This is a genomic window from Capnocytophaga periodontitidis, from assembly GCF_016126015.1.
GTDB classification, from domain to species: domain Bacteria; phylum Bacteroidota; class Bacteroidia; order Flavobacteriales; family Flavobacteriaceae; genus Capnocytophaga; species Capnocytophaga periodontitidis.
In genome coordinates, this window is record NZ_JAEFDB010000002.1 from 228,047 (window position 1) to 249,458 (window position 21,412).

The window sequence follows — 21,412 nt, forward strand, 5'->3', positions numbered from 1 at the left end:
TGTTAATCCCATTTATTGCGAGTAGAAAGAGCGTATTTGCCCCCTCCAGTAAAGAGTAAAGCTAAGGCACCTAAGAAGAATAAGGCGGGCAATTCGGGAACCCAACCACCGTGAGGGGTAAGGGCGGTAAGTGAATCAGAATAGGCTAAATAGAGTGTAGCCAGTCCGTTGAGGAACATCACAAGAGCTCCTAAACGCGAACGGAATCCCAAAACAATGAGTAGGGGCGCCACAATTTCGCCTACGAATACGCCATAGGCTATAAAAGTGGGAAGACCTTTAGCTTCTAAAGTGCTTTGAACAAAAGCAAAGGCATCGGGGTGCAATAGTTTGTTGATACCGTGGGGAATCATTAATAAGCCTACAGTGAGGCGGAGGACGAGTAGTCCTAAATCTCTGTTTTTCATAAAATGGAGGTATTTTTAAGTTTATGGGGGCAAAGGTAATAAAAAATTACGAGTTACGAATTACGAATGACGAAGTTGTAGCACGATGGGCGATAAAGTATAGCGACGAATTACGAGTGACGAAGTTGTAGCACGACAAGCAATTAAAAGAGGGTGTCCTAAAAGTTCTATTTTGAGGGGGCGTTTGCAAAACGCCCCTACAATGTGACTAAAAGTGATTATCAGAATAATTAACTTTCATCAACTTTGGCAAAGTTTCTTGCTTGTGCGGCTCGCACCCCATAACCGCCTGTGCGGCTCGCACCTCGCACCTTTGGAAAAGTGTAGGGATAAAAAAACTGCCCGCATTGCTGGGGCAGTTTTGTATGAGGTTATAAGGGGATTAATATTCGTATTCTTCAGTGCCTAGAAACTCTCTTGTGCCGTTTTCTTCTTTATATAGCTTTACTATGATTGGAAAGTTTGCAGCATTATAAGAGTACTCAAAGGTGCGAAACATTTCCTCTTTTGTACCATTATATTCGTAAGTATCTTTATAGGTTAAGATATTGTTCTTCCCATTATCGGCATCAAGAAAATTTGTAGGGTCAGGCTCTACAAAATTAGTCATATAGTGAAATGGATTGCGCTTAGTATCATAAGTATATTCTCTTACAGTGGTAGAGTATCTACTTTCTTCTACTTTTTTCACTACATTCCCGTCAGAAATGGTATAAGTTGTAGTCTCAGTGTCATGAGAAAAAACAGTATTAGTTACTACTGCACCATTGAGGTCTTTTTCATATTGGGTTGTTACTTCAATTACCGTATTACCTCTATAGGTAAATTGTCTTTCTTCATAATAAGTACCACTTTGGGTGCCACCACTTTGAAGATAAATAGTGGTAGGACGGCTTTTCAATACATTGGTAAGCTGATTCCCTGCATAAGAATACTGATACGTAGTAGTATAGTCATTCCTTTCATACTTCTCTGTTTTAGTAACAAGCTTTTCTCCTTGATACGTGAAGTCCTGCACAAAGTTATCTCTTCCTGCATTCACTCTTTTAGCCTGCTTGATAAATCTTCCATCGTAGAGAAGGGTAGTAACTCGGGTAGTACCTGTCTGCACGCCATTCACGTAATCAGTAGTAGAATGTGATATAGGGCGTCCTCCCTCATAAGTAAGGGTTATTACCTTTTCAAGCTTTCCATCCTCGTTTTTTGCTGTAATTTTCTTAACCAGATGGTTTGCAGAATCATCACCGTTATCATCGTTTTTGCCACATCCTATAAGTGTAGCCACTGCCAAAAGGCTGAATAAAATTTTCTTCATAATGCTATAAGTATTTAAATTTTGGGGCAAAGATAGTAAAAAATTACGAAGTCGTAGCACGACGGGCAATTAAAAAAACTGTTCCAAAAATTCTATATTGAGGGGGCGTTTGCAAAATGCCCTTACAATGTAGCTAAAAGTAATTGATTATCAGGTTTATAGACTTTGTCAAAGTTTTTGGACTTTGACAAAGTTTATGATGCAAAAGCGATTTTTAGACTTTTCGGACAGCCTCTTTTGTATGGAGTGGAAAAGGGGATTAATATTCGTATTCTTTAATTTCTTCTAGCTTACCTTCACTATTATATTCCTTTATAGTTTTAGGATAACCCTCTGGAGTATATTCATACTCATAACGATAAGTAGTTTTGTGAGTGTTGGTTTGTCCATTATATGAATATGTATAGGTTCTTTCCTTAGAGATAATATTATTTTTGCAAAAGTCGCTTTCATCATAAGTTTCTGGTTCGAGCGTTAAAGTATTCAAAGAATGAAGAGTCTTAGCATTGTCGTGTTTAAAATTGGTTATAGTAGTACTTCCTTGAGGATGAGTTTCTTCTTTTGTTATAACATTACCATTAGAAAGAATATAGATGATTTTAGAATTTTTTATAGTGCTGGTTATTACGGCTTCTTGTGCATTCACATAATACTCTTTGATATTCACAGTAATGTTTGCATTAGTGTAATTGAAAGTATGAGTTTCATAACGTTTTTCCCCATTATTTAAACTTCCTTTATAGGTAAATTGTTTTAGTTTACCATTTTCGTATTTGTACTCTATAGTCCCATTCCCATTAGATTTCATAGGATAGGTAATTTCTTTTCGCTCTAAATTACCACTGGCGTCATAGAAGAAAGTTTCTGTTTTGTTCTCTCTGTCGATAGAGCCATCTTCTTGGGCTTCTTTTCTTTCTTGGATACGCCCTTGAGCATCATATTTAATAGTAGAGATTTGGGTAGTGCCAGTTTGTACTCCGTCAATGAGTTCTCTCTCAGAAAAAGAGGTTATTTTTCCATTTTCATAGTGAGCTATAACTTCATAGGTGTGTTTTCCGTCTGGCTCAAAGAAAATCATTCGCTCAACTTTCATTGTAGGGGTTTGTGTGGTGCTTGTAACAGTAGTTGAGGTAGTACCACCATTGCCTCCACCATCACCACTAGTATTATCATCGTTTTTGCTACAAGCGGCTAATGTAGCGATAGCCAAAAGGCTGAATAAAATTTTCTTCATAATGCTATAAGTATTTAAAATATTATCGTTTTTTGTATAAGGACGCTTTGATTTTAACAGTTTCGGTCAAATCACTCCAATCTTCAATCTTGAAAGCTCTAATATCCCTTACTGACTTTGCAAACCATTCTGTATAAGCAAGGGCATCAACAGCTAACATTAGATTGCCTATATTTCTATCTTCTGTAACATAAGTACTTCCTTGTATTCTATAAAAACCATATTTGTAAAGAATAGTAGCTATTTCAAAATAGGCATTATTATAAGGTTTTCCATAGTGTTTTTCTAAATCGGAAATACTCATATCAAAAGCTAAAGCATACATAATCTATTGAATTTTATGAGGTTTGAAATAATCCTTAACACCAAAGAAAATACGACCTTTATCATCTTCAATAGCTATTTCGTCTCCGATGAAAGGATTTTTAAATATCTTAATAACTTTCCCTATAATCCAGTCATCTAACATTGTTAAATAAGGCGATACTTCTAATATATCACCTACTTTATAAGGGGATTGAGAGGTTTCTTTCTTCATAATGCTATAAGATTTATAATTATGGGGGCAAAGATAGTAAAAAATTACGAAGTCGTAGCACGACAAGCAATTAAAAGAGGGTGTCCTAAAAGTTCTATTTTGTGGGGGCGTTTGCAAAACGCCCCTACAAAATGATTAAAAGTGATTGATTATCAGATTTATAGAATATGCCAAAGTTTTTTGCCTGTGCGGCTCGCTCCTTATTTTCTCATTACCTCTACCCATTTGCCATTGGTGCGGGTGTTGTAGCGGTTGCTGTACATTGCCTCAGCATAAGTGCCAGGCAGATAGTACTTGCCCGCATACGAGGCGTTGAGTTTGAGCTTGATAAACTTGGTCTGCTTAGCTTTGAGTGACAAATAGAAATTCGCGCGGTCGTCGCGGAAATCAGCGTAGTCTATATTGCTATTGCTGCTGCCTTCATCGTAATCGGTAAAACGGGTATTTACAATTTCCCAGCCCGAAGGGATGATTTGAGTGAGCGCTACATTCTCTACCGCCTCACCAGTGAGGTTGGTAATCTCGATTGTGGCTACAAACTGAGTGCTTTGGCGTAAATTGGTCACATCAAGTGTGTGTCCGTTACTATCGCGGTAAGTAGTGCTAAGCGAAAGACCGTTTTGCATAGCCAACTCTTTGCCTACAGGTAGTATACCACTTGTGATGAGGCGTACATAGAGGGTTTGGTTGCCATTGTTCTTCACTTGTAAGCTCTCATTGCCTTTAGCAGCAAGGGTTTTCTGTAGCATAGGCTCGGTAGCTTTTAGATTTTCGGTTTTACCACTGAGGGTATAGCTGGCATTGATGCTTCTACCGCTCTTATTTTTCTGTATGTATTTGGCCATTGCGTAGAGGGCATAAGCAGTGGTTTGGGTGCTAAGCCAATCGTTAGTAGAAAGTTTTTCGGCTATCTCTAATGCCCATCGTCCTGCATCTTCTTTTCTGCCGATGAGCAAAGCGGTTTCCATTGCCATTGCCTTGTTGCGGAGTACAGAACCGTAATAACTATTGGCATCATCGTCGATAGCGGTGGTTTGGAACAATTTTTCGGCAGTTTGTTTTTGTCCGGCAAGGGCGTAGGCAGCTGCCAAAGTGCGTTTAGCATTAGGGGTGAGCTCGTTGAGTTCACGCAAGCGGTTCATAGCGCCTATGTTAGGATTTCCGGCGAGTGCCAAAGTATAGAGGCGATAGGCTTGGGCAAAATCGTTTTGGTATTTACCCTCATAACGCCATTGGCGCGCTTCACTATTCTGATAGTTGAGCCAGCTCTGTTTGCTACCCGATGGCAACACATAGCCTTTTTTCTCGGCTTCTACAAAAAACTGACCTATATACGAAGTTACCCAATCATCGGCGTAACGACCTCCTTTCCAATAGGTAAAGCCACCGTTGGAGAGTTGATTCTCGTGCAATTTGCTGATGGCTGCACTCACATTGCGGTTCACCTCGTCGGCTTTTTCTTTAGAAAGGGTTACAAAGTCACTGAGGAATAATTGAGGGAATGCCCCTGAAGTAACTTGTTCGCCACAACCGTGTGGATAGGCAATAAGATAACCCAAACGCTGAGTGAGATTTACCCCTGGGAAGCTGGAAACTTCCAACACTGTTTTGGCTTTTTCACCAAAGAGATTGATGTTGAGAGAATGTGACTGTCCGCCTTGCAATACTGCATTTTGTACTACATAAGTAACAGGGTTAGGGTTGTACACATCCATTTCTACCTCATAAGTAGATTTTTCTTTACCTGAAGTAGCGGTGATTTTCACTTTGGCAATACCTGTTTGAGCGGTGGTTTCGAGTTCAAAATAAGCCATTTTCTCACCAGTGCTATCAAAGTGTAGCTGCTGGTGGCGGTTGCTGGTAACTTTAAACAAACCGTTGGTTTCTACCTGCAAGGCAACATCTTTCACTTGTTTTTCCATAGCAAAAACGGTTACCGGCAATACGATTTTCTCGTTAGGCACAGCTTTGCGCGGCAAGGAACCTAAAATTGATAGCGGACTTACCACAGGTATATCTTTTTTCTCGGCACTACCAAAAGCATTGGCGGCTACATTGCTGGCGACTACCATCACACGAGCAGAGCCCATATAATTAGGAATTTTCACAGTATGAGCGTTGGTAGCTCCCTTCTTGAGTTCAAACGGGCCGCGGAAGATAACAAAAGGTTTGAATCGGTTTGCTTTTTGAGCATCGGCGCCGCCTAAATCCTCGTCACCCCCTATGCTAAACGCCTGATTGATAGTTCCACCATAGGCGCCAATCACATCGTCGTACACGTCCCAAGTTTTTACTCCTAAAGCCGTTTTGCTAAAGAAAGTATTCCAAGGGTTTGGTGTTTTGAAGCGGGTGAGATTCAATAGTCCATCCTCCACAATTGCCACGGTATAGGTCATCGGTTTACCTGATTTCTCACTTACCTTGATGCTTACTTTTTGGTTAGGAGTCAATCGGTCGGGCATTTGGATTACAGGGGTGAGCACTGTGTTTTTATCTACTACTTTCACGGGAACAACTCCGTACAAGCGAATAGGCGCATCGTTGAGCGTTTTGTTGTGCGGTTGCAATAGGGTAACGTAGAAATACACATTAGGCGACATCTTATTGGTGATAGGCACCTCAAAAGTAGTCTCTTTGTTAGCAGTTTCCACCCAATAAGTTTCGAGTACATCATTGCCATTTTCTACCGAAATAAGTGCACGTCCGCCTTTATCGGAAGGGAAAGTGATTTTGGCTTTTTCGCCTACATTGTATTCTTTTTTGTTAGTACCCAAGGCGAGCATTACCGCTTCACTACCCTCACTGCCACGTGATTTGCCAGTCCAGTCACCCCAATCAAAATAAACAGTAGTACCGCACTTATGACCGCTTTGGTTATCGCTGAGCATAATGAAATAGCGACCCCAGTCGGCATCAGGGATATTGAGGGTAAATCGCCCTTTACCGTTGCTATCGGTGGTGAGATAGTCGGTTTTGTAAATAGCATTGCTGTTGCTGCTGTTGTAGGTAGAGATGTTTTGGTTAGAAGCGTCCCACCACCAGTTCCAACCTACTTTATACACTGTAACTGCTACGGTTCTGTTGCCGAGTGGCTGTCCGTTTTCACTGAGCACTACAGCATCGAAAGTATGGTTTTGCTGGGTGTTGTAGTAGTCGTATTTGTTAGTTTCGGGCAAACGCAAGCCCACATACTCACTATAAGGAGAGAAAGAGGCTGTACTCACATCGGTACTAAAGTCGCCACCGCTTTCGTTAGCTTGGGTGAGGAAGTTCACCTTTAACATACCGGGAGCTTCTAAGTCGTTCGTTCTGAAGTAGAAATTCGCATTGCCATTGCTGTCGGTTTGTCCTTCATACACGTTCATTTCTTCGCTCTCAAACTGGTAAGCACGGTTGTTGAACACGTATTTTTCATAGCCTTTAAAAGCGGTTTCTAAGGGGTAGAATTTTGCTTTTACATTTACCCCCGTATTGCCCGCAGGACTACCGTGTAACCACAACACCTGCAAGCGTACATTCTCTCCATTACCGCTGATGAGTTTTCCGCTGAGGCTATTCTCTATCTTGAGGCGGTTAGGTTTGATAGTTTCTATTTTGATGCGTTTGCTAAACTTGGCAGCTCCTGCCGAAATAGCAACACTCCAATTGCCTGTAGGAGCATCGGCATTGGTTTTCAAACCAAAAACATATTGATTGGTAGGGTTGCTGGTTTGCATACGTTCGGCAATGACCTTGCCATAAGGGTCGGTAAAGCGGAGTTTGATAGGTAATTTTTCAGGATTTTTTTGAGCAAAATCGTTTAAAATGAAACCGACATAAATGCTATCACCAGGGCGCCACACGCCGCGCTCAGTATAAATAAAGCCATTGAGTCCTTTCTGCAAGCGCATACCATCTACATCGTATTTGCTCACCGATTGGGGAGCGCCGTCGTCTAACTTCACATAAGTAGTAAACTTATCTTTTTTTACTTTGGCAAAATAAGCGCGGCTGCTGAGGTTTAAGCGCAACATTCCCTTGCTATCGGTTTTGCCTTCTTGTATTTTCTGTTGTTGGTAGCTAAACACCTCTACTACAGCTCCATCTACGGGTTTGGTAGTGAGCAAATCGTTTACTATGATGGTAAAACTATTGGTTTGACCTTTCTTCACTATTACCCCGAGATCGCTGGCGAGCACATTGGTGCCCACTGTTCTGCCGTAGTAATAATCGTCTTTGCAAGGGCTATCCTCATCTTCTTCCCAGTAGAATTCTTCGTCGTAATCGTAGTAATATTGTGCGTAGTTCACATCGTCGTCATTCAGAGGTTTTTCTTCAAATGAAAGGTCGAGGGGTTCTTCGTTTTTAGAACCACAAGCGTAGAGTGAATAGTTTTTGGTCATCCCTAATTCCACGCGGTAAATAGCTCCTGGTTCGGGGGTGATTACCGATGCTAAATCTAAGGAATAGGTGTTCCACTCATTGAGCGGATAGAGCGCTCCATCATTCAATTTTAATACTTTACGTGCAATAGGCTTACCCACGCGCTGTATATAGGAGCCTCCGCCTAAATCGTTATCTTGCAAAAATTGAAAGATATTGTTCTCAAAAATGCGGTATACAGTAACATTCACCGCTCGCAAGTTGATAGTTTGGAAGTTAATTTTCAAATTTTGCGAGCTTGGCAGTATAGTGCCGCTTTTAAGGAAGCGAATATCGGGTTTTTGTTGTAAAAATTTGATATTAAAAGTCGCTTCTTTTTCCAAGCGATCGCCATAGATATTCTTGATGCCTTTGGAAACGTGCACCTTGTAATCACCTTCTTTTTGTTCCTCGCGGAATACTTTCACCACGTTGCCATTTACACTGTATTTCAGTGCGGTATCGGTATTGCTAAGGCTGATGAGCCCTGTAAAATCTTGTTCTTTTTCTAATGGGTCGGAAAAGTTTACACTAAACGATTGGTTGGCGCCATCGGTGCGGGCGTTTAGCGCTTTGAAGATCCCTTTTTGTGGAATAGTAAAGGAGAAAGGAATGAGGTTTTCCTGAGGAACATCCTTAGTATCCCATTTAATTTCAAGTGTTTGCTCTTTATCGATACGCGGGATACTATCAAAAATAATCACAAACTTGTTGTTAGTGCCTTGTGATTGAAATTTTACAGCTACTTTTTTGCCGTTGAGGTTGGCTTTGAGCACATCTTTTACGGTTTCGTAGGAAATTTGGTCGTTAGCTAAGAGCTCGGCGTTGAGGAAGTACAAATTTTTGTTGTAGGACTGCAAGTCGCCCGATTTAACTCTAAAAGCCTGTTCTAAAGTTTTTACAGTGAAGTTGAAGAGTTCGAGTTCTTTTTTAGGTACACTGTAGAGCTTTTTCACGTTGAAAGAAATTTGATATTCAGTGTTTTGAGCTAAGGGTTTATTGGGCACAAAGGCGATTTGTGACGGACTTTGGCACACTACTTTTCCTTCTACTTTAGGAGAAATTTCAAACAGATGGAGGTCGTTTATCTTGTCCATCTTTTCTTGAGATAGCGGTTCATTCAGTAGTATTTTAATCCCTGAATGGGCAGAAATCACCCCTGAGGTATACCCCGAAATATAATCTTTAAAAGCCAGCGGATTGCTGTTGAAATTGGCGTTTTTCTTACAAGCAACTGCTAATAATAATGCTAAGAGTACAAAGCCTATTTTTTTCATAGTTCAATAACAATTGATTTTCAAGCGACAAAAATAGTAATAATTTTGTTAATTAACAAATTTGCCAATCTGCTAATTTGCTAATTTGCTAATTATTTGTACTTTTGCACTTCAAACTTTACCAAAGTTTAAAATGCAAATCTGATGATGATTAACAATACTAAGAAAATGACAAAAAAACTCCTCCTTTTCGCCTCTTTGCTGCTAATAGTAGCTTGTGGTGACAAAAAAGAAAAAGAAATTGCCGCCATACCAATGTCCTTTGAGATGGTGCGCTTGGATTCACTATTTGTAAAAACTCCTGATGCACAGTTCCCTGCCTTGCGCCATCAATATCCTTATTTTTTCACTCCCAGCATTAGCGATAGTGAATGGGTGGAAATCAAAAACAAACCTATTTTCCCCGATTTGCCAGAATTTGCAAATATTTATTATCACACCTTATATAGCGAAGTAGAAAAACAATTAGGTGATTTATCAACCGAAAAGAAAGAACTAAAAAGTTTGTTTCAACATATCAAGTACTATTTTCCTAAATTTCAAGCGCCTAAGGTCATCACCCTCCTCAGTAGAGTAGACTACGAGTCGCGTGTGATTTATGCCGATAGCCTCCTGCTTATAGGTAGTGATAACTACTTGGGCGCTAAACACCCATTCTACCAAGATATGCAACATTACATCTCTACCGAGCTCGACAAAAAATATTTAGCAGTGGATGTAGCCGATGCTTTTGCTGAAAAATTAGTACCTCGTAGCGTACATCTTTCTTTTTTGGACAATATGATTTACGAAGGAAAAAAACTGTACTTGGAACAACAATTACTTCCTAAAAAATCTACTGCCGACTTGTTGCGATATACCGACCAGCAGTACGCGTGGGCTGAAGCTAATGAACCCGAGATATGGCGTTATTTTATAGAAAAAGAGCTCCTTTATCAAACTGATAAGAAGCTCCTTGCGCGTTTTCTCTACCCAGCGCCTTTCTCTAAATTCTATTTGGAATTAGATAATGAGTCACCAGGGCAAATAGCAAAATTTATGGGGTTACGCATCGTTCAGGCGTATGCCGAAAATCATAAAGAAGAACCATTAGTAAAGATTTTGGCAATGAACTCCGATGCCCTCTTTAAACAATCACAGTACAAGCCTAATAAGTAATGATGAGATTTTTATAGGGGCGTTTGCAAAACCTTTTTTTTGAGGGCGTTTGCAGCACATACCCAGCTATCGCTGGCTTTCCTATAAATTACCTCTTATCTCCTAAGACCTCTAAGACATTATCTAAAGCCTTAACCACCTCTTCCGAAGCGTCTAAGGTTACTAATTTGTGGCGATGTTCCTTAAAATTAGGGATTCCTTTAAAATAATTAGCATAGTGGCGGCGCATTTCTACTACTCCTTGGCGTTCGCCTTTCCATTCTACCGACCATAACAAGTGGTTTTTAGCTGCTTCCACACGGTCGGCAATCGTAGGGGAGGGGAGAAGTTCGCCAGTAGCGAAATAGTGTTTGATTTCATTGAAAATCCACGGATAGCCAATAGCCGCGCGCCCTATCATAATGCCATCGATACCATACTTATTGCGGTATTCTAAAGCCTTTTCGGGGCTATCGATATCGCCATTGCCAAAAATAGGAATGTGCATACGCGGGTTGTTCTTCACTTTGGCAATATAACTCCAGTCCGAATGCCCTTTGTACATCTGGCTGCGGGTGCGCGCGTGAATAGTGAGCGCACTAATCCCCACATCTTGCAGTCGTTCAGCTACTTCCTCTATGTTGATACTTTGTTCGTCCCAGCCTAAGCGCGTTTTCACTGTTACCGGTAGGGAGGTACTGTTTACCACAGCTTTGGTAAGGCGTACCATCAGGTCGATATCCTTGAGTACTCCAGCGCCCGCTCCTTTACTCACCACTTTTTTCACTGGGCAACCAAAGTTGATATCCACCAAATCGGGGTTTACAGTAGCTACAATTTTAGCCGAGAGCGCCATAGCCTCCTCATCACCCCCAAAAATCTGTATTCCTACGGGGCGTTCATAGTCAAAAATATCTAATTTTTGTCGGCTTTTAATAGCATCACGTATCAAACCTTCCGATGAGATAAACTCACTGTAGAGCATATCAGCACCGTGCATTTTGCACAGTCGGCGAAAAGGAGGGTCGCTCACATCTTCCATAGGAGCGAGCAGTAGCGGGAATTCTCCCAAGTCTATATTTCCTATTGTAGGCACGTTGTAATAAATTTATTTTCAAAGGCGCAAAGGTAGTGTGTAATTAGCAAATTAGCAAATTTGGAGATTAGCAAATAAAAAAATCCTTTAAAATTTTGCTACTTTAAAAAATAATTGTATTTTTACGCCCCAAATTTAGGAATTGGAAGGTAATATACTAACTCCTAACTCCTAAACCTCTAAACCCTATTACGTTATGGAAGAAAATATCAGAGTACGTTATTCCGATAAGGAATTGGAAGAATTTAAGGCACTTATAGAAGAAAAAATCAAAAAAGCTCAAGCTGATTTGGAACTTATCAAAAGCTCCTATATGAATAGTGCCACTAATGGTACCGACGACACTGCCCCTACTTTCAAAGCTTTTGAAGAGGGTTCTAAGGTAACCAGCAAAGAAGAAAATACTGCCTTGGCTATCCGTCAAGAGAAGTTTATTCGCGACCTTAAAAATGCGCTGATTCGCATTGAGAACAAAACTTATGGCATCTGCCGCGTAACAGGTAAACTCATCGATAAACGCAGGTTGATGGCAGTGCCTCACGCTACCCTTAGCATCGAGGCTAAAAATATGCAATAGCCTGATGACACTCACCGAGTATCTACACCAAGAAACTCAAATTCCCATCGCAACCCTTACCTCCCTAACGGCTCACCTATTCGAGCGCAGGGAGGTAAAGAAGTATAACATTTTGCTCAAAGCGGGCACTACTTCAAAAGAGTTGTTCTATGTGGAAGAAGGCTTGTTGCGCTGTTTTTACTACAAGAAAAAGAAAGATATTACCCATAATTTTTTTCTCGAAAAGATGTTTTATTTTCCAGTGGAAAGCATCTATTTCAATCAATCTTTTCCTTTGTGTTTAGAAGCCTTAGAAGACAGTGTGGTGTGGGTAGCCAACTTTTCGGAAGTAGAACTCGTTGTAAATGAACATCAGGAATTGGAACGCCTGATGCGCCTGCTCTTGGTTTCAGCCATCAAATCACTCACCGAGCGGCTGTACCTCGTAAAGTTCCAAACCGCCCAAGAGCGTTACCAATGGCTGCTAAACAACTACCCCCAAATACTCCTCCGCGCTCCCTTAGGGCATATCGCCTCATTGTTAGGCATTACCCAGCAAACCCTCAGCGTTATCAGAGCAAACCTCCTAACCCCTGTTCCCTAACCCCTAAATCCTATGACCTACCGTCTTGCCTCTCCTGCCGATGCCCGTAAAGTAGCTACTGTGCTCACCGATGCTTTTGCTAATTACAATATGTATCGCGCGGTGCTCAGCTCTTTTTTTACTACCAATAGCAAGTATATCGACTATCTGAACAAATTGCATTATGTGCAAGTGATGAGCAATATCCGCAAGGGCTATTGCCTGATAGCCGAAGAAAATAGCGAAATTATAGCTGTTGCCGTGATGCAATCACTGCGCCACACCCGTATTACCCTTTGGGACTACTTGCGCTCAGGAGCTTTTGCGCTTTGGCGTTATGCCAAACCTACTCAATGCTTCTTGCCATTTTTAGACAAGAGCAGCGAGTACGCCAAAAAACAAACTTCTGAAAACAGATGGTATTTAGAGAGTTTTGTAGTCAGTCCCGCGTGGCAAGGCAAACACATAGGAGGTAAGTTTTTAGACGAAGCCGTTTTGCCTTTAGTAGCACGTGAAGGAGGTAGCCAACTCAGTTTGGTCACCAATACCGCAATGAATGTATTTTTCTACCAAAAACACGGCTTTGAGCAAATTCACCAAACCAAAATAGGAGGCGTAGATGTTTGGACGATGCTGGCGGAAGTGAAGAGTGAAAAGTGAAAAAATGAAAAGTGAAAAATCGCATACTTTGCCAAAGTTTTTGCCCGCACGGCTTGTAGCTTTGGCAAAGTTTTTTTATGCTCTAAACCTTCAAATTTGCTAAATTCCTGATTATTTTCTACTTTTGCGCCAAACAAACGTCTAACGACTAATAATTACAACTATGTCAGTAACAGTAACCATAGAGCAAACCAGTCCGCAAGCCAATGCTATTATAGAGATGTTGAGAGCTTTTGATTTTGTAACGTTCAAAGAACCCAAAAAAGCAAAAGCCTTGGCAACGCCTATCCAGTATGTAGCTTCAGATGAAATACTGGAGGAGGACGAGAATGGTATTCCTTTAGAGCACAAGGATTTTATTTTAGACCTCTCGAGGAAAATCAATAAGAAAATAGCCAAACGCTGGGACGAGCATTTTAACTTCTAATACTTTTTAAGATTATGATAATTATTGCTGATAGTAATATTTTTATGAGTGCTTTGCTATCTCCTAAAGGTACTATTGCATCTATTTTAGCAGAGAGAAAAAGAATATAATTTGTAGTACCTGATTATCTTATAACAGAAGTAAACGAGCATATTCCCGATCTGGTGAAACGCCTTAAAGGGAATAAGACAAAAAAACAACTAATAGCTGATTTCAAACAACTTTTAGAAGGAGTTACTATTGTAGAAGAAAAAGATGTTAAAAAGGCAAATGCCTCCAAAGCAAGAGAAATAGTAGCTGATGTAGATATAAAAGACTATCCCTTCATCGCACTACATTTAGAGATAAAACATAAAATCTGGACTTCTGATGACCGTTTGAAAGAGGGACTTACTCAAAAGGGGTACGCTCATTTCTTTATTTCAACAAAAGAAGTAATAGCACAAACATATAAAAAGAATATCTAAAAGAATAAACAAACAACCACTGCCCGTGTGGCTCACACCTAACGACTAAAAATAACCGATATATGAAATTCAACGAGTACAAACACTTAGACCTTACTAAGATAGCAGAAGAAATATTGGCTTTCTGGAAAGCCGCCAACATCTTTGAGCAGAGTATCGCCTCACGTGATGGCGCTATTCCGTTCGTGTTTTTTGAAGGACCGCCATCTGCCAATGGAGTGCCTGGTATTCACCACGTGATGGCGCGCTCTATTAAGGATATTTTCTGCCGTTATAAAACTCAGAAAGGATTTCAAGTAAAACGAAAAGCAGGGTGGGATACTCACGGCTTGCCTGTAGAATTGGGGGTAGAGAAAGAACTCGGCATTACCAAAGAAGATATAGGCAAGAAAATAAGCGTAGAGGACTATAACAAGGCTTGTAAAGAAGCCGTGATGCGCTATACCGATATCTGGAATGACCTTACCGAGAAAATAGGCTACTGGGTGGATATGGACGACCCTTATATCACCTACAAACCTAAGTATATGGAAAGTGTGTGGTGGCTTTTGAAACAACTCTACAATAAACAATTGCTATACAAAGGATACACCATTCAGCCGTACTCACCTAAGGCAGGAACTGGCTTGTCATCGCACGAGCTGAACCAACCTGGTTGCTATCGCGATGTGAGCGATACTACGGTTGTGGCGCAGTTCAAAGTAAAAGCGTTAGCAGCAGCGGCAGCCAAAGCATTGGGTGCCCCTACAGCACCTATCCATATCCTTGCTTGGACAACCACCCCTTGGACATTGCCTTCTAACACCGCGCTCGCCGTGGGCAAAGAGATTGACTATGTACTCGTAAAAACATTCAATCAATATACTTTTGAGCCGATTACAATCATTATTGGTAAACCGCTTTTGGCAAAACAATTCGGCAAAAAGTTTGTAGAGGGCGATGCAGCTGCTTTGGCGGCTTATACGCCTGAAAGTAAGACAATTCCTTACCAAATTATAGGAGAATGCAAAGGTGCAGACCTTGTGGGTACTGCTTACGAGCAACTCATTCCTTGGTGCACTCCTGCCGAAAACCCTACTGAGGCTTTCCGCGTGATTGCAGGAGACTTTGTTACGACCGATGATGGTACAGGTATCGTGCATATCGCTCCTACTTTTGGTGCGGACGACGCCCGTGTAGCCAAAGAATATGGTATCCCCCCAATGCTTGTGAAAGACGCGCACGGCAATTTGATTCCGCTCGTAGATTTACAAGGAAAATTCATTGAAGGACACAATATTCCAGAGGCTTTTGCTGGCAAATACATCAAAAATGAATATTACGATGCAGGAGAAGCGCCTGAAAAATCGTGGGATGTGAGCTTGGCAATTCTCCTCAAAGAAGAAAACAAAGCCTTTAAAGTAGAAAAATACGTACACAGCTATCCGCACTGCTGGCGTACTGATAAACCAGTGTTGTACTACCCGCTTGACTCGTGGTTCGTACGCGTAACCGATTTCAAAGAACGTATGTTCGACCTCAATGAAACCATCAACTGGAAACCTAAAGCTACCGGTGAAGGGCGTTTTGGCAACTGGCTCAAAAATGCTAACGACTGGAACCTTTCGCGTTCGCGCTATTGGGGTATCCCGTTACCTATTTGGCGTACATCCGATAAGCAAGAGGAAATCTGCATCGGTTCGGTAGAAGAACTAAAAGCCGAAATACAAAAAGCTATTGCAGCGGGCGTAATGACTGCCGACCCTTATAAAGATTTTGTAGTGGGCGACAACTCCGAAAGCAATTACGACAAGGTAGATTTACACAAAAATATCGTAGATAACATAGTGCTCGTATCGCCTTCAGGAAAGCCAATGCACCGCGAAACCGACCTTATTGACGTGTGGTTCGACTCTGGGTCTATGCCGTATGCGCAATGGCACTATCCTTTTGAAAACAAGGACTATATAGAAAATCATACCGCTTACCCTGCTGACTTTATAGCAGAAGGGGTAGACCAAACACGCGGTTGGTTCTATACACTTCACGCCATTGCTACTTCGGTATTCAACAGTGTGGCATACAAAAATGTAGTGTCTAACGGACTAGTGCTTGACAAGAACGGACAAAAGATGTCCAAACGCTTGGGCAATGCGGTGGACCCCTTCACTACTATAGCCGAGTATGGTGCCGATGCTACTCGCTGGTATATGATTTCCAACGCGAACCCTTGGGATAACCTCAAATTCGATTTGGAAGGGGTAGCCGAAGTGCGCCGTAAATTCTTCGGTACGCTCTACAACACCTATTCATTCTTTGCGCTCTATGCCAATACCGACAACTTTACATACTCCGAAGCCGATATACCACTGGCTGAACGCCCTGAAATAGACCGCTGGATACTTTCGGAACTCAATACCCTTATCAAAGAAGTAGATGCGCTCTATGCCGATTATGAGCCTACCCGCGCTACCCGTGCTATCTCGGATTTTGTACAAGAAAACCTTAGTAACTGGTATGTACGCTTGTCACGCCGCCGTTTCTGGAAAGGGGAATACGAAACCGATAAAATAGCCGCTTACCAAACGCTTTACACTTGCCTCATAACCATCGCCAAACTGATGGCGCCTGTAGCGCCTTTCTATGCCGATAGATTGTACAAAGACTTGGTGAGCGTTACCGGTAAAGAAAACAAAGAGAGTGTACACCTCACCGATTTCCCTGTAGCTAATGAAAGCTATATCGATAAATCGTTGGAAAGCAAGATGCAGAAAGCGCAGACCATTTCGTCCTTAGTACTCTCTTTGCGCAAGAAAGAAAGCATCAAGGTGCGTCAGCCGCTGCAAAAGATAATGATACCGATAGCCAACGCTACTGAGCGTGCAGAAATAGAAGCGGTAGCAAACCTTATCAAGCACGAGGTGAATGTGAAGGAAATAGAACTCTTGGAAGATGCCTCAGGTATATTGGTAAAACAAATCAAACCGAACTTCAAGACCTTAGGACCTAAATTCGGTAAGGATATGAAAGCCATTGCCACAGCGGTGCAAGAATTTGGACAAGCGGAAATAGCACAGTTTGAAAAAGCACAAACTTACAGCTTGCAACTGCCCGACAAAACGGTTACTTTGAGCTTGGACGATGTAGAAATCACTACCCAAGATATAGAAGGATGGTTGGTAGCCACTGCTGGCAATCTGTTGGTAGCTTTAGATATTCACATCACCCCCGAATTGCGCCAAGAAGGTATCGCTCGTGAGTTGGTGAACCGCATTCAGAATATCCGCAAGGACAACGATTACGACATCACCGACCGCATACAAATACACCTCCAAGCGCACCCTGCCCTACAAGCAGCCGTTACAGCCAACGAAGCCTACATCAAGAACGAAACCCTTACTGATAGCATCACTTTTGTAGAGAGTCTGCCAGAGGGTGAAGAAATAGCCTTCGATGAAGTAACAACAAGAATAGTAGTTGCAAAATCATAAGTTAATGATACACTTTGCCAAAGGTGTGAGCCTGTGCGGCTCGCACTTTTGGCAAAGTTTTTTTTAGTAGAGAGAAAGGAAATGATATAAAATAGTACTTATGTTTTTAAAATGCAATGATAAAAAAATTGAGTTACATCCTACTGTGTGGGAATATCTATATCCCTATCTTTTAAGATTTTCTATAAAACACAATATTGACTGGACTATCTGGAAAGCAAAAGATGTAGTGTATATACCAGAAGATAAGAGAGAAGAGTTAATATTTATGTTAGAATATATTTTTGAAGAACTTATGGTAGAGTGTTATAAAGAACCTACACAAAGACAAAGAACAAAACATTCTACAAGGTTTGAAAATGTGGTTTTTAAAGATAAAAAATATATCTTAAACTATGTAACAGATATTATTGGAATCATTGGTTATTGGCTTATATATATGATAAATGCTTTGTCTTAGAATTTAAATACTACAAAACATAAACTTTAAAAGCTAATGTAATGAAAATAAAATATTCTGATTATCAATTACTTTTGTAGTATTTTATGTACAGGCGTTTGGCAAACGCCCACATAAAACAAAACTTTTTCAATACCTTCTTTATATTTTTTCTTCAGTAGTACCTAAACCCCCTTTGTAAAATAACCAAATAAGAAATATTTCTATGAGTTTTGCTAATGATATTAAGAACCTAAGCAATTTTTTAAAAGAGCAAGGTTTTTTGGCTGTACCGATGAATTACAATAACCTTCGTTCGTGGGTAAAGGAATTGGATAGCGAACACTTGGTTTATATGTATGTTTACGTCGGTCAGTACAAACAACATAGCCAAGATGGTTTTCTTATCGTATCGCCTCCACGTGATAACGATGATGTTTGGGAACGTACCTCCTTAGCTTTTGGTATTCCTTTAGATGAAAACTTTGAGTTAGGTTCAGGGTTTTATGACAAATACATCAATAGACTTACCAATCTATTGCCCAGTGCCGTTTGCTTAAAAGAAGCCGTAATCAATGAGATGCACAACCCCAGTGAGATTGCAACAAAAGGTATTAATACCGCTAAAATATTAGCTACTCGTTATATGAGAGTTGTACAAGGGTTTCGCGATTTGCAGAAAGCACCTAATTTTACTGAGCTCTGCCAAATTAGCAAAGAAACGTGGTTAAAAAAGAAGAAAATCTATTGGTTAGAAGAAGATTTAGGCAAGAAATATCTTGACCCCTATGCTGATGATATTATAAAACAATATCCTGATACTTATACCGAAAGACTTAGTATTATTTTGGCTACTTATAGTGTTTTTAGGTAGTACCTTCTAAATTTTAAAACCTAATGTGATGAAAATAAAATCTTTTTTCTGTGTTATACTCTTAATTGTGAGTGTGTATGCTTATGCGCAAGGAGAAGCAGCTGGCAATGATTGGAGTAAAATGGGGCTGAAAGGCAAGGTAAAATCAGTGAAAACTTCTATTTATTTTGCTGAGGAAAAAGGCAATGATTTTGCCAAAGGATCTACTCTCTCTCAAGGCATTTACCCTGTTAAAAAAATTAAACAGTACAGCGAAATGGAACGAATGGGGGTAAAAGCATTCTTCATACAGTTTTTAGTAAACATTATCCCTTCGGCTATTACTTTTGATAAAAATGGTTTTATAACTGAAAAATGGCGCTATGATGATATATTTCCTAAAAAAATAGTATATACTTACGACAAAAAGCATCGCCTTATTGATAAATCGACGTTTGTAGACGAGGTTTTAGAGACAAAGGATACGCTTGTCTATAATGCTAAAGGGCAATTAGAGAAGGAAGTACTTGACCTAAAAACAAAAGATGAAACTATCTACACTTATACTTATAATGTTGATGGAGAGCTTATTCAAAGGAATTTTAAAAGAACTGAAGATCTCCCTTTGTTTAAAGAAATATACATTTATAACAATAAAAGACTTGTAAATAAGGAAGTTTACCAATTCGACCGACTTATATGGCGAGGACTTTATGAATATGGAGCAGAAGGAGAGCTCATTAAAGCCATTTCGCAGAAAATAGACGACTTTATATGGCATTCTAAATATACTTATGACCAGAACAACCAGCTGAAAGAGGAATATCTTTTGATAAATGAGAGTGAAAATAATGGATTTTTAAACAAATTCGGTTCAGATAGGCGTCTCACCTATCATTTAACTTTTTCTACCGATTATCTTTGTGAGTACAAATATACGGATGACAAGCAAGGTAATTGGGTGAGAATGATTACCTACGAACAAGGCGTCCCTATGCTTTACGTAGAGCGAAAAATAGAGTACTTTAAGTAAAACTTATTAACTGATGAGAAATTCTTCTATAGCATTGAGTTCTGAGGGCAAAAAGGTTTGTATACTCTTGTCGTGAATTAAGTATATCTTTTCACAAGTTTGCAAGGTTTCTAAAATATGAGAAGCAATCAATACGATGTGATTAGCAGCCAACTTGTTTAACAACTGTTTGATATGCAATGCCGAAGTAATGTCCAAACCGTTGAAAGGCTCATCAAAAATATAGAGGGTGTAGGGCTTTTGTAATACAGCATTACAATATACTTTCTTCCGCATTCCTGTAGAAAGCTCTCGAATGAGAAGTGTTTTATCTACTTCAAAAGGCATAGCCTCTTCTGGTTTTATTCCTAATAACAAACGAAAAAACGTATAAAACTCGGCTACTGTAAGATGTTCGTACAAATAAGGTTCAGTAGGTAAAAAACCAATTTCTTCTGGCATTATTCCCCTTTCGCAATAACGCACTTCTCCTTTAAAAGAGGTTAAACCCGACAAACATTTAAAGAAAGTTGTTTTTCCAGCACCATTTTTCCCTACTACTCCATAGAGTCCGTTCTTTGGGATAGAAAGTTGTATGTTTTCGAGTATTTTTCTATCGGAATAGTGTTTTTCTTGAATGAGAATCTCTAGCATATTGTAGTTTTTTAATCTTTTGTATAGCTAAATAATAAAAATAAGGAATCGCAACAAGCGGAATGATATAAATTGCTCCTGCACTAATAGCCGCTAATGCAAAGAATTGCCATAAAGGGTTTTCCCAAAAAGCGTATTTAGTAATTACCCCCAAAATAGGAAAAGCGACAAACAAAGGTAGAATTGCTATATTCTGCGTTCCAAAGCCTATAAAATAAGTGATGATCAAGGGGGCAAAGAGTATTATAGTATTCAGTAATCCAGCTTTGAGCTGCTCGCGTAAGTACATTTCTCCTTTGTGATTTGCTACTGCTATATGCGGGCTAAATTCCCTTTCAAAATAGGGGACACAAGCGGTAAAAGCCATTGCTCCTAAAGCAAAGAGTGCTACGTTAGGATTCTCGTATATACGTCCTATTATCACAAAAGCGATAGTGAGAGGTAAGGCAATGATGAGTTTATACTTGCGGAAGGCGATATGCCAAGTGGGATCAGTAAGTGAGAAAGGGTATTTGAGAGTGAAGTTTTTTTGAGGTAAGCAACTTATAAGTACAAATAATAATAGTACCCCAACAGCAGTTGAGAAATCATTCTTTAACAACATAAGAATGAAAAAAGGCAAACTTTCGATTACATATTCCGCAATGAGAATTGCTCTATAATGCGAATGTGCTTTTAGCAGCGATATATCTTTGCGAGTATTGTGATAAGCAAAAGTACTCAAGGGCAAGCTCCAAAGGGCGTAGTGCCAAGTTTCATAATGTTGATATAAGGCTAATAAGGCATAACATAACACACCCAATAGCAATCCCATAGTGAGCAAATCGCCTTTGGGGAAGAGTTTGCGATAGTAGATATAAGCGAGGTAGAGAGCGAGGCGCAACAT

The 21,412-nt window shown here is 40.2% G+C and carries 18 protein-coding genes and 1 pseudogene; 10 read left to right on the top strand and 9 right to left on the bottom strand.

From position 1 onward, the window contains the following. Window positions 1-2: 2 nt before the first annotated feature. From I7X29_RS05330 to I7X29_RS05355, 6 genes are all read right to left on the bottom strand, one after another. On the bottom strand, window positions 3-407 hold the full coding sequence (locus I7X29_RS05330; protein ID WP_198465677.1) for a DoxX family protein: 405 nt from the start codon (window positions 405-407) through the stop codon (window positions 3-5). A 382-nt stretch (window positions 408-789) separates the two neighbouring features. Further along, on the bottom strand, window positions 790-1,722 hold the full coding sequence (locus I7X29_RS05335) for a wall associated protein (RefSeq protein ID WP_198473167.1): 933 nt from the start codon (window positions 1,720-1,722) through the stop codon (window positions 790-792). 259 nt (window positions 1,723-1,981) lie between these two features. Next, on the bottom strand, window positions 1,982-2,956 hold the full coding sequence (locus I7X29_RS05340; RefSeq protein WP_198473169.1) for a membrane lipoprotein lipid attachment site-containing protein: 975 nt from the start codon (window positions 2,954-2,956) through the stop codon (window positions 1,982-1,984). A 22-nt stretch (window positions 2,957-2,978) separates the two neighbouring features. Beyond that, entirely contained in the window at window positions 2,979-3,281 is a 303-nt protein-coding gene (locus I7X29_RS05345; RefSeq protein WP_198473171.1) for a virulence protein, read from the bottom strand. A gap of 3 nt (window positions 3,282-3,284) precedes the next feature. Further along, window positions 3,285-3,494, bottom strand: a complete 210-nt coding sequence (locus I7X29_RS05350; protein ID WP_088592933.1) for a hypothetical protein — start codon at window positions 3,492-3,494, stop codon at window positions 3,285-3,287. 200 nt (window positions 3,495-3,694) lie between these two features. Then, a complete protein-coding gene (locus I7X29_RS05355; RefSeq protein WP_198473173.1) occupies window positions 3,695-9,172 on the bottom strand; it encodes an alpha-2-macroglobulin family protein in 5,478 nt (1,825 codons plus the stop codon). A 168-nt stretch (window positions 9,173-9,340) separates the two neighbouring features. On the opposite strand from I7X29_RS05355, the gene gldB reads away from it, so the two are divergent. Further along, complete coding sequence (gene gldB / locus I7X29_RS05360; protein ID WP_198473175.1) at window positions 9,341-10,330, top strand: gliding motility lipoprotein GldB; 990 nt, start codon at window positions 9,341-9,343, stop codon at window positions 10,328-10,330. Window positions 10,331-10,418: 88 nt separating this feature from the next. Here the strand turns inward: gldB and dusB are convergent, their stop codons facing one another. Beyond that, window positions 10,419-11,405: a tRNA dihydrouridine synthase DusB gene (gene dusB / locus I7X29_RS05365; RefSeq protein WP_198473177.1), complete on the bottom strand. Its 987-nt coding sequence runs from the start codon at window positions 11,403-11,405 to the stop codon at window positions 10,419-10,421. A gap of 196 nt (window positions 11,406-11,601) precedes the next feature. On the opposite strand from dusB, the gene I7X29_RS05370 reads away from it, so the two are divergent. From I7X29_RS05370 to I7X29_RS05410, 9 genes and pseudogenes are all read left to right on the top strand, one after another. Continuing rightward, complete coding sequence (locus tag I7X29_RS05370) at window positions 11,602-11,982, top strand: TraR/DksA family transcriptional regulator (protein WP_002678619.1); 381 nt, start codon at window positions 11,602-11,604, stop codon at window positions 11,980-11,982. Window positions 11,983-11,986: 4 nt separating this feature from the next. Then, window positions 11,987-12,565 carry a Crp/Fnr family transcriptional regulator gene (locus I7X29_RS05375; RefSeq protein ID WP_198473179.1) on the top strand — a complete coding sequence of 193 codons (579 nt, stop codon included), beginning with the start codon at window positions 11,987-11,989 and terminating at the stop codon, window positions 12,563-12,565. Window positions 12,566-12,577: 12 nt separating this feature from the next. Next, window positions 12,578-13,204: a GNAT family N-acetyltransferase gene (locus I7X29_RS05380; RefSeq protein ID WP_198473181.1), complete on the top strand. Its 627-nt coding sequence runs from the start codon at window positions 12,578-12,580 to the stop codon at window positions 13,202-13,204. Between the two features lie 163 nt (window positions 13,205-13,367). Then, the gene (locus I7X29_RS05385; RefSeq protein WP_198473183.1) at window positions 13,368-13,631 is read left to right on the top strand and encodes a hypothetical protein; all 264 of its coding nucleotides are present in this window, start codon (window positions 13,368-13,370) and stop codon (window positions 13,629-13,631) included. Window positions 13,632-13,645: 14 nt separating this feature from the next. After that, window positions 13,646-14,098, top strand: a pseudogene (locus I7X29_RS05390) (PIN domain-containing protein). A 62-nt stretch (window positions 14,099-14,160) separates the two neighbouring features. Next, window positions 14,161-17,568, top strand: a complete 3,408-nt coding sequence (ileS, locus tag I7X29_RS05395) for an isoleucine--tRNA ligase (RefSeq protein ID WP_198473185.1) — start codon at window positions 14,161-14,163, stop codon at window positions 17,566-17,568. A 100-nt stretch (window positions 17,569-17,668) separates the two neighbouring features. Continuing rightward, entirely contained in the window at window positions 17,669-18,028 is a 360-nt protein-coding gene (locus I7X29_RS05400; protein ID WP_095901302.1) for a transporter, read from the top strand. Window positions 18,029-18,233: 205 nt separating this feature from the next. Continuing rightward, window positions 18,234-18,881, top strand: a complete 648-nt coding sequence (locus I7X29_RS05405) for a hypothetical protein (protein ID WP_198473187.1) — start codon at window positions 18,234-18,236, stop codon at window positions 18,879-18,881. 28 nt (window positions 18,882-18,909) lie between these two features. Then, window positions 18,910-19,893, top strand: a complete 984-nt coding sequence (locus I7X29_RS05410; protein ID WP_198473189.1) for a hypothetical protein — start codon at window positions 18,910-18,912, stop codon at window positions 19,891-19,893. A gap of 6 nt (window positions 19,894-19,899) precedes the next feature. On the opposite strand, the gene I7X29_RS05415 is transcribed toward I7X29_RS05410, so the two are convergent. Together I7X29_RS05415 and I7X29_RS05420 are read right to left on the bottom strand one after the other, a co-directional pair. Beyond that, window positions 19,900-20,526 (bottom strand): ATP-binding cassette domain-containing protein, encoded by a 627-nt coding sequence (locus I7X29_RS05415; RefSeq protein WP_198473191.1) that lies wholly within the window; start codon window positions 20,524-20,526, stop codon window positions 19,900-19,902. Next, window positions 20,486-21,412, bottom strand: coding sequence for an ABC transporter permease (locus I7X29_RS05420; RefSeq protein ID WP_198473193.1), 927 nt, complete (start codon window positions 21,410-21,412; stop codon window positions 20,486-20,488). Before I7X29_RS05420 ends, I7X29_RS05415 begins: the two co-directional genes overlap by 41 nt.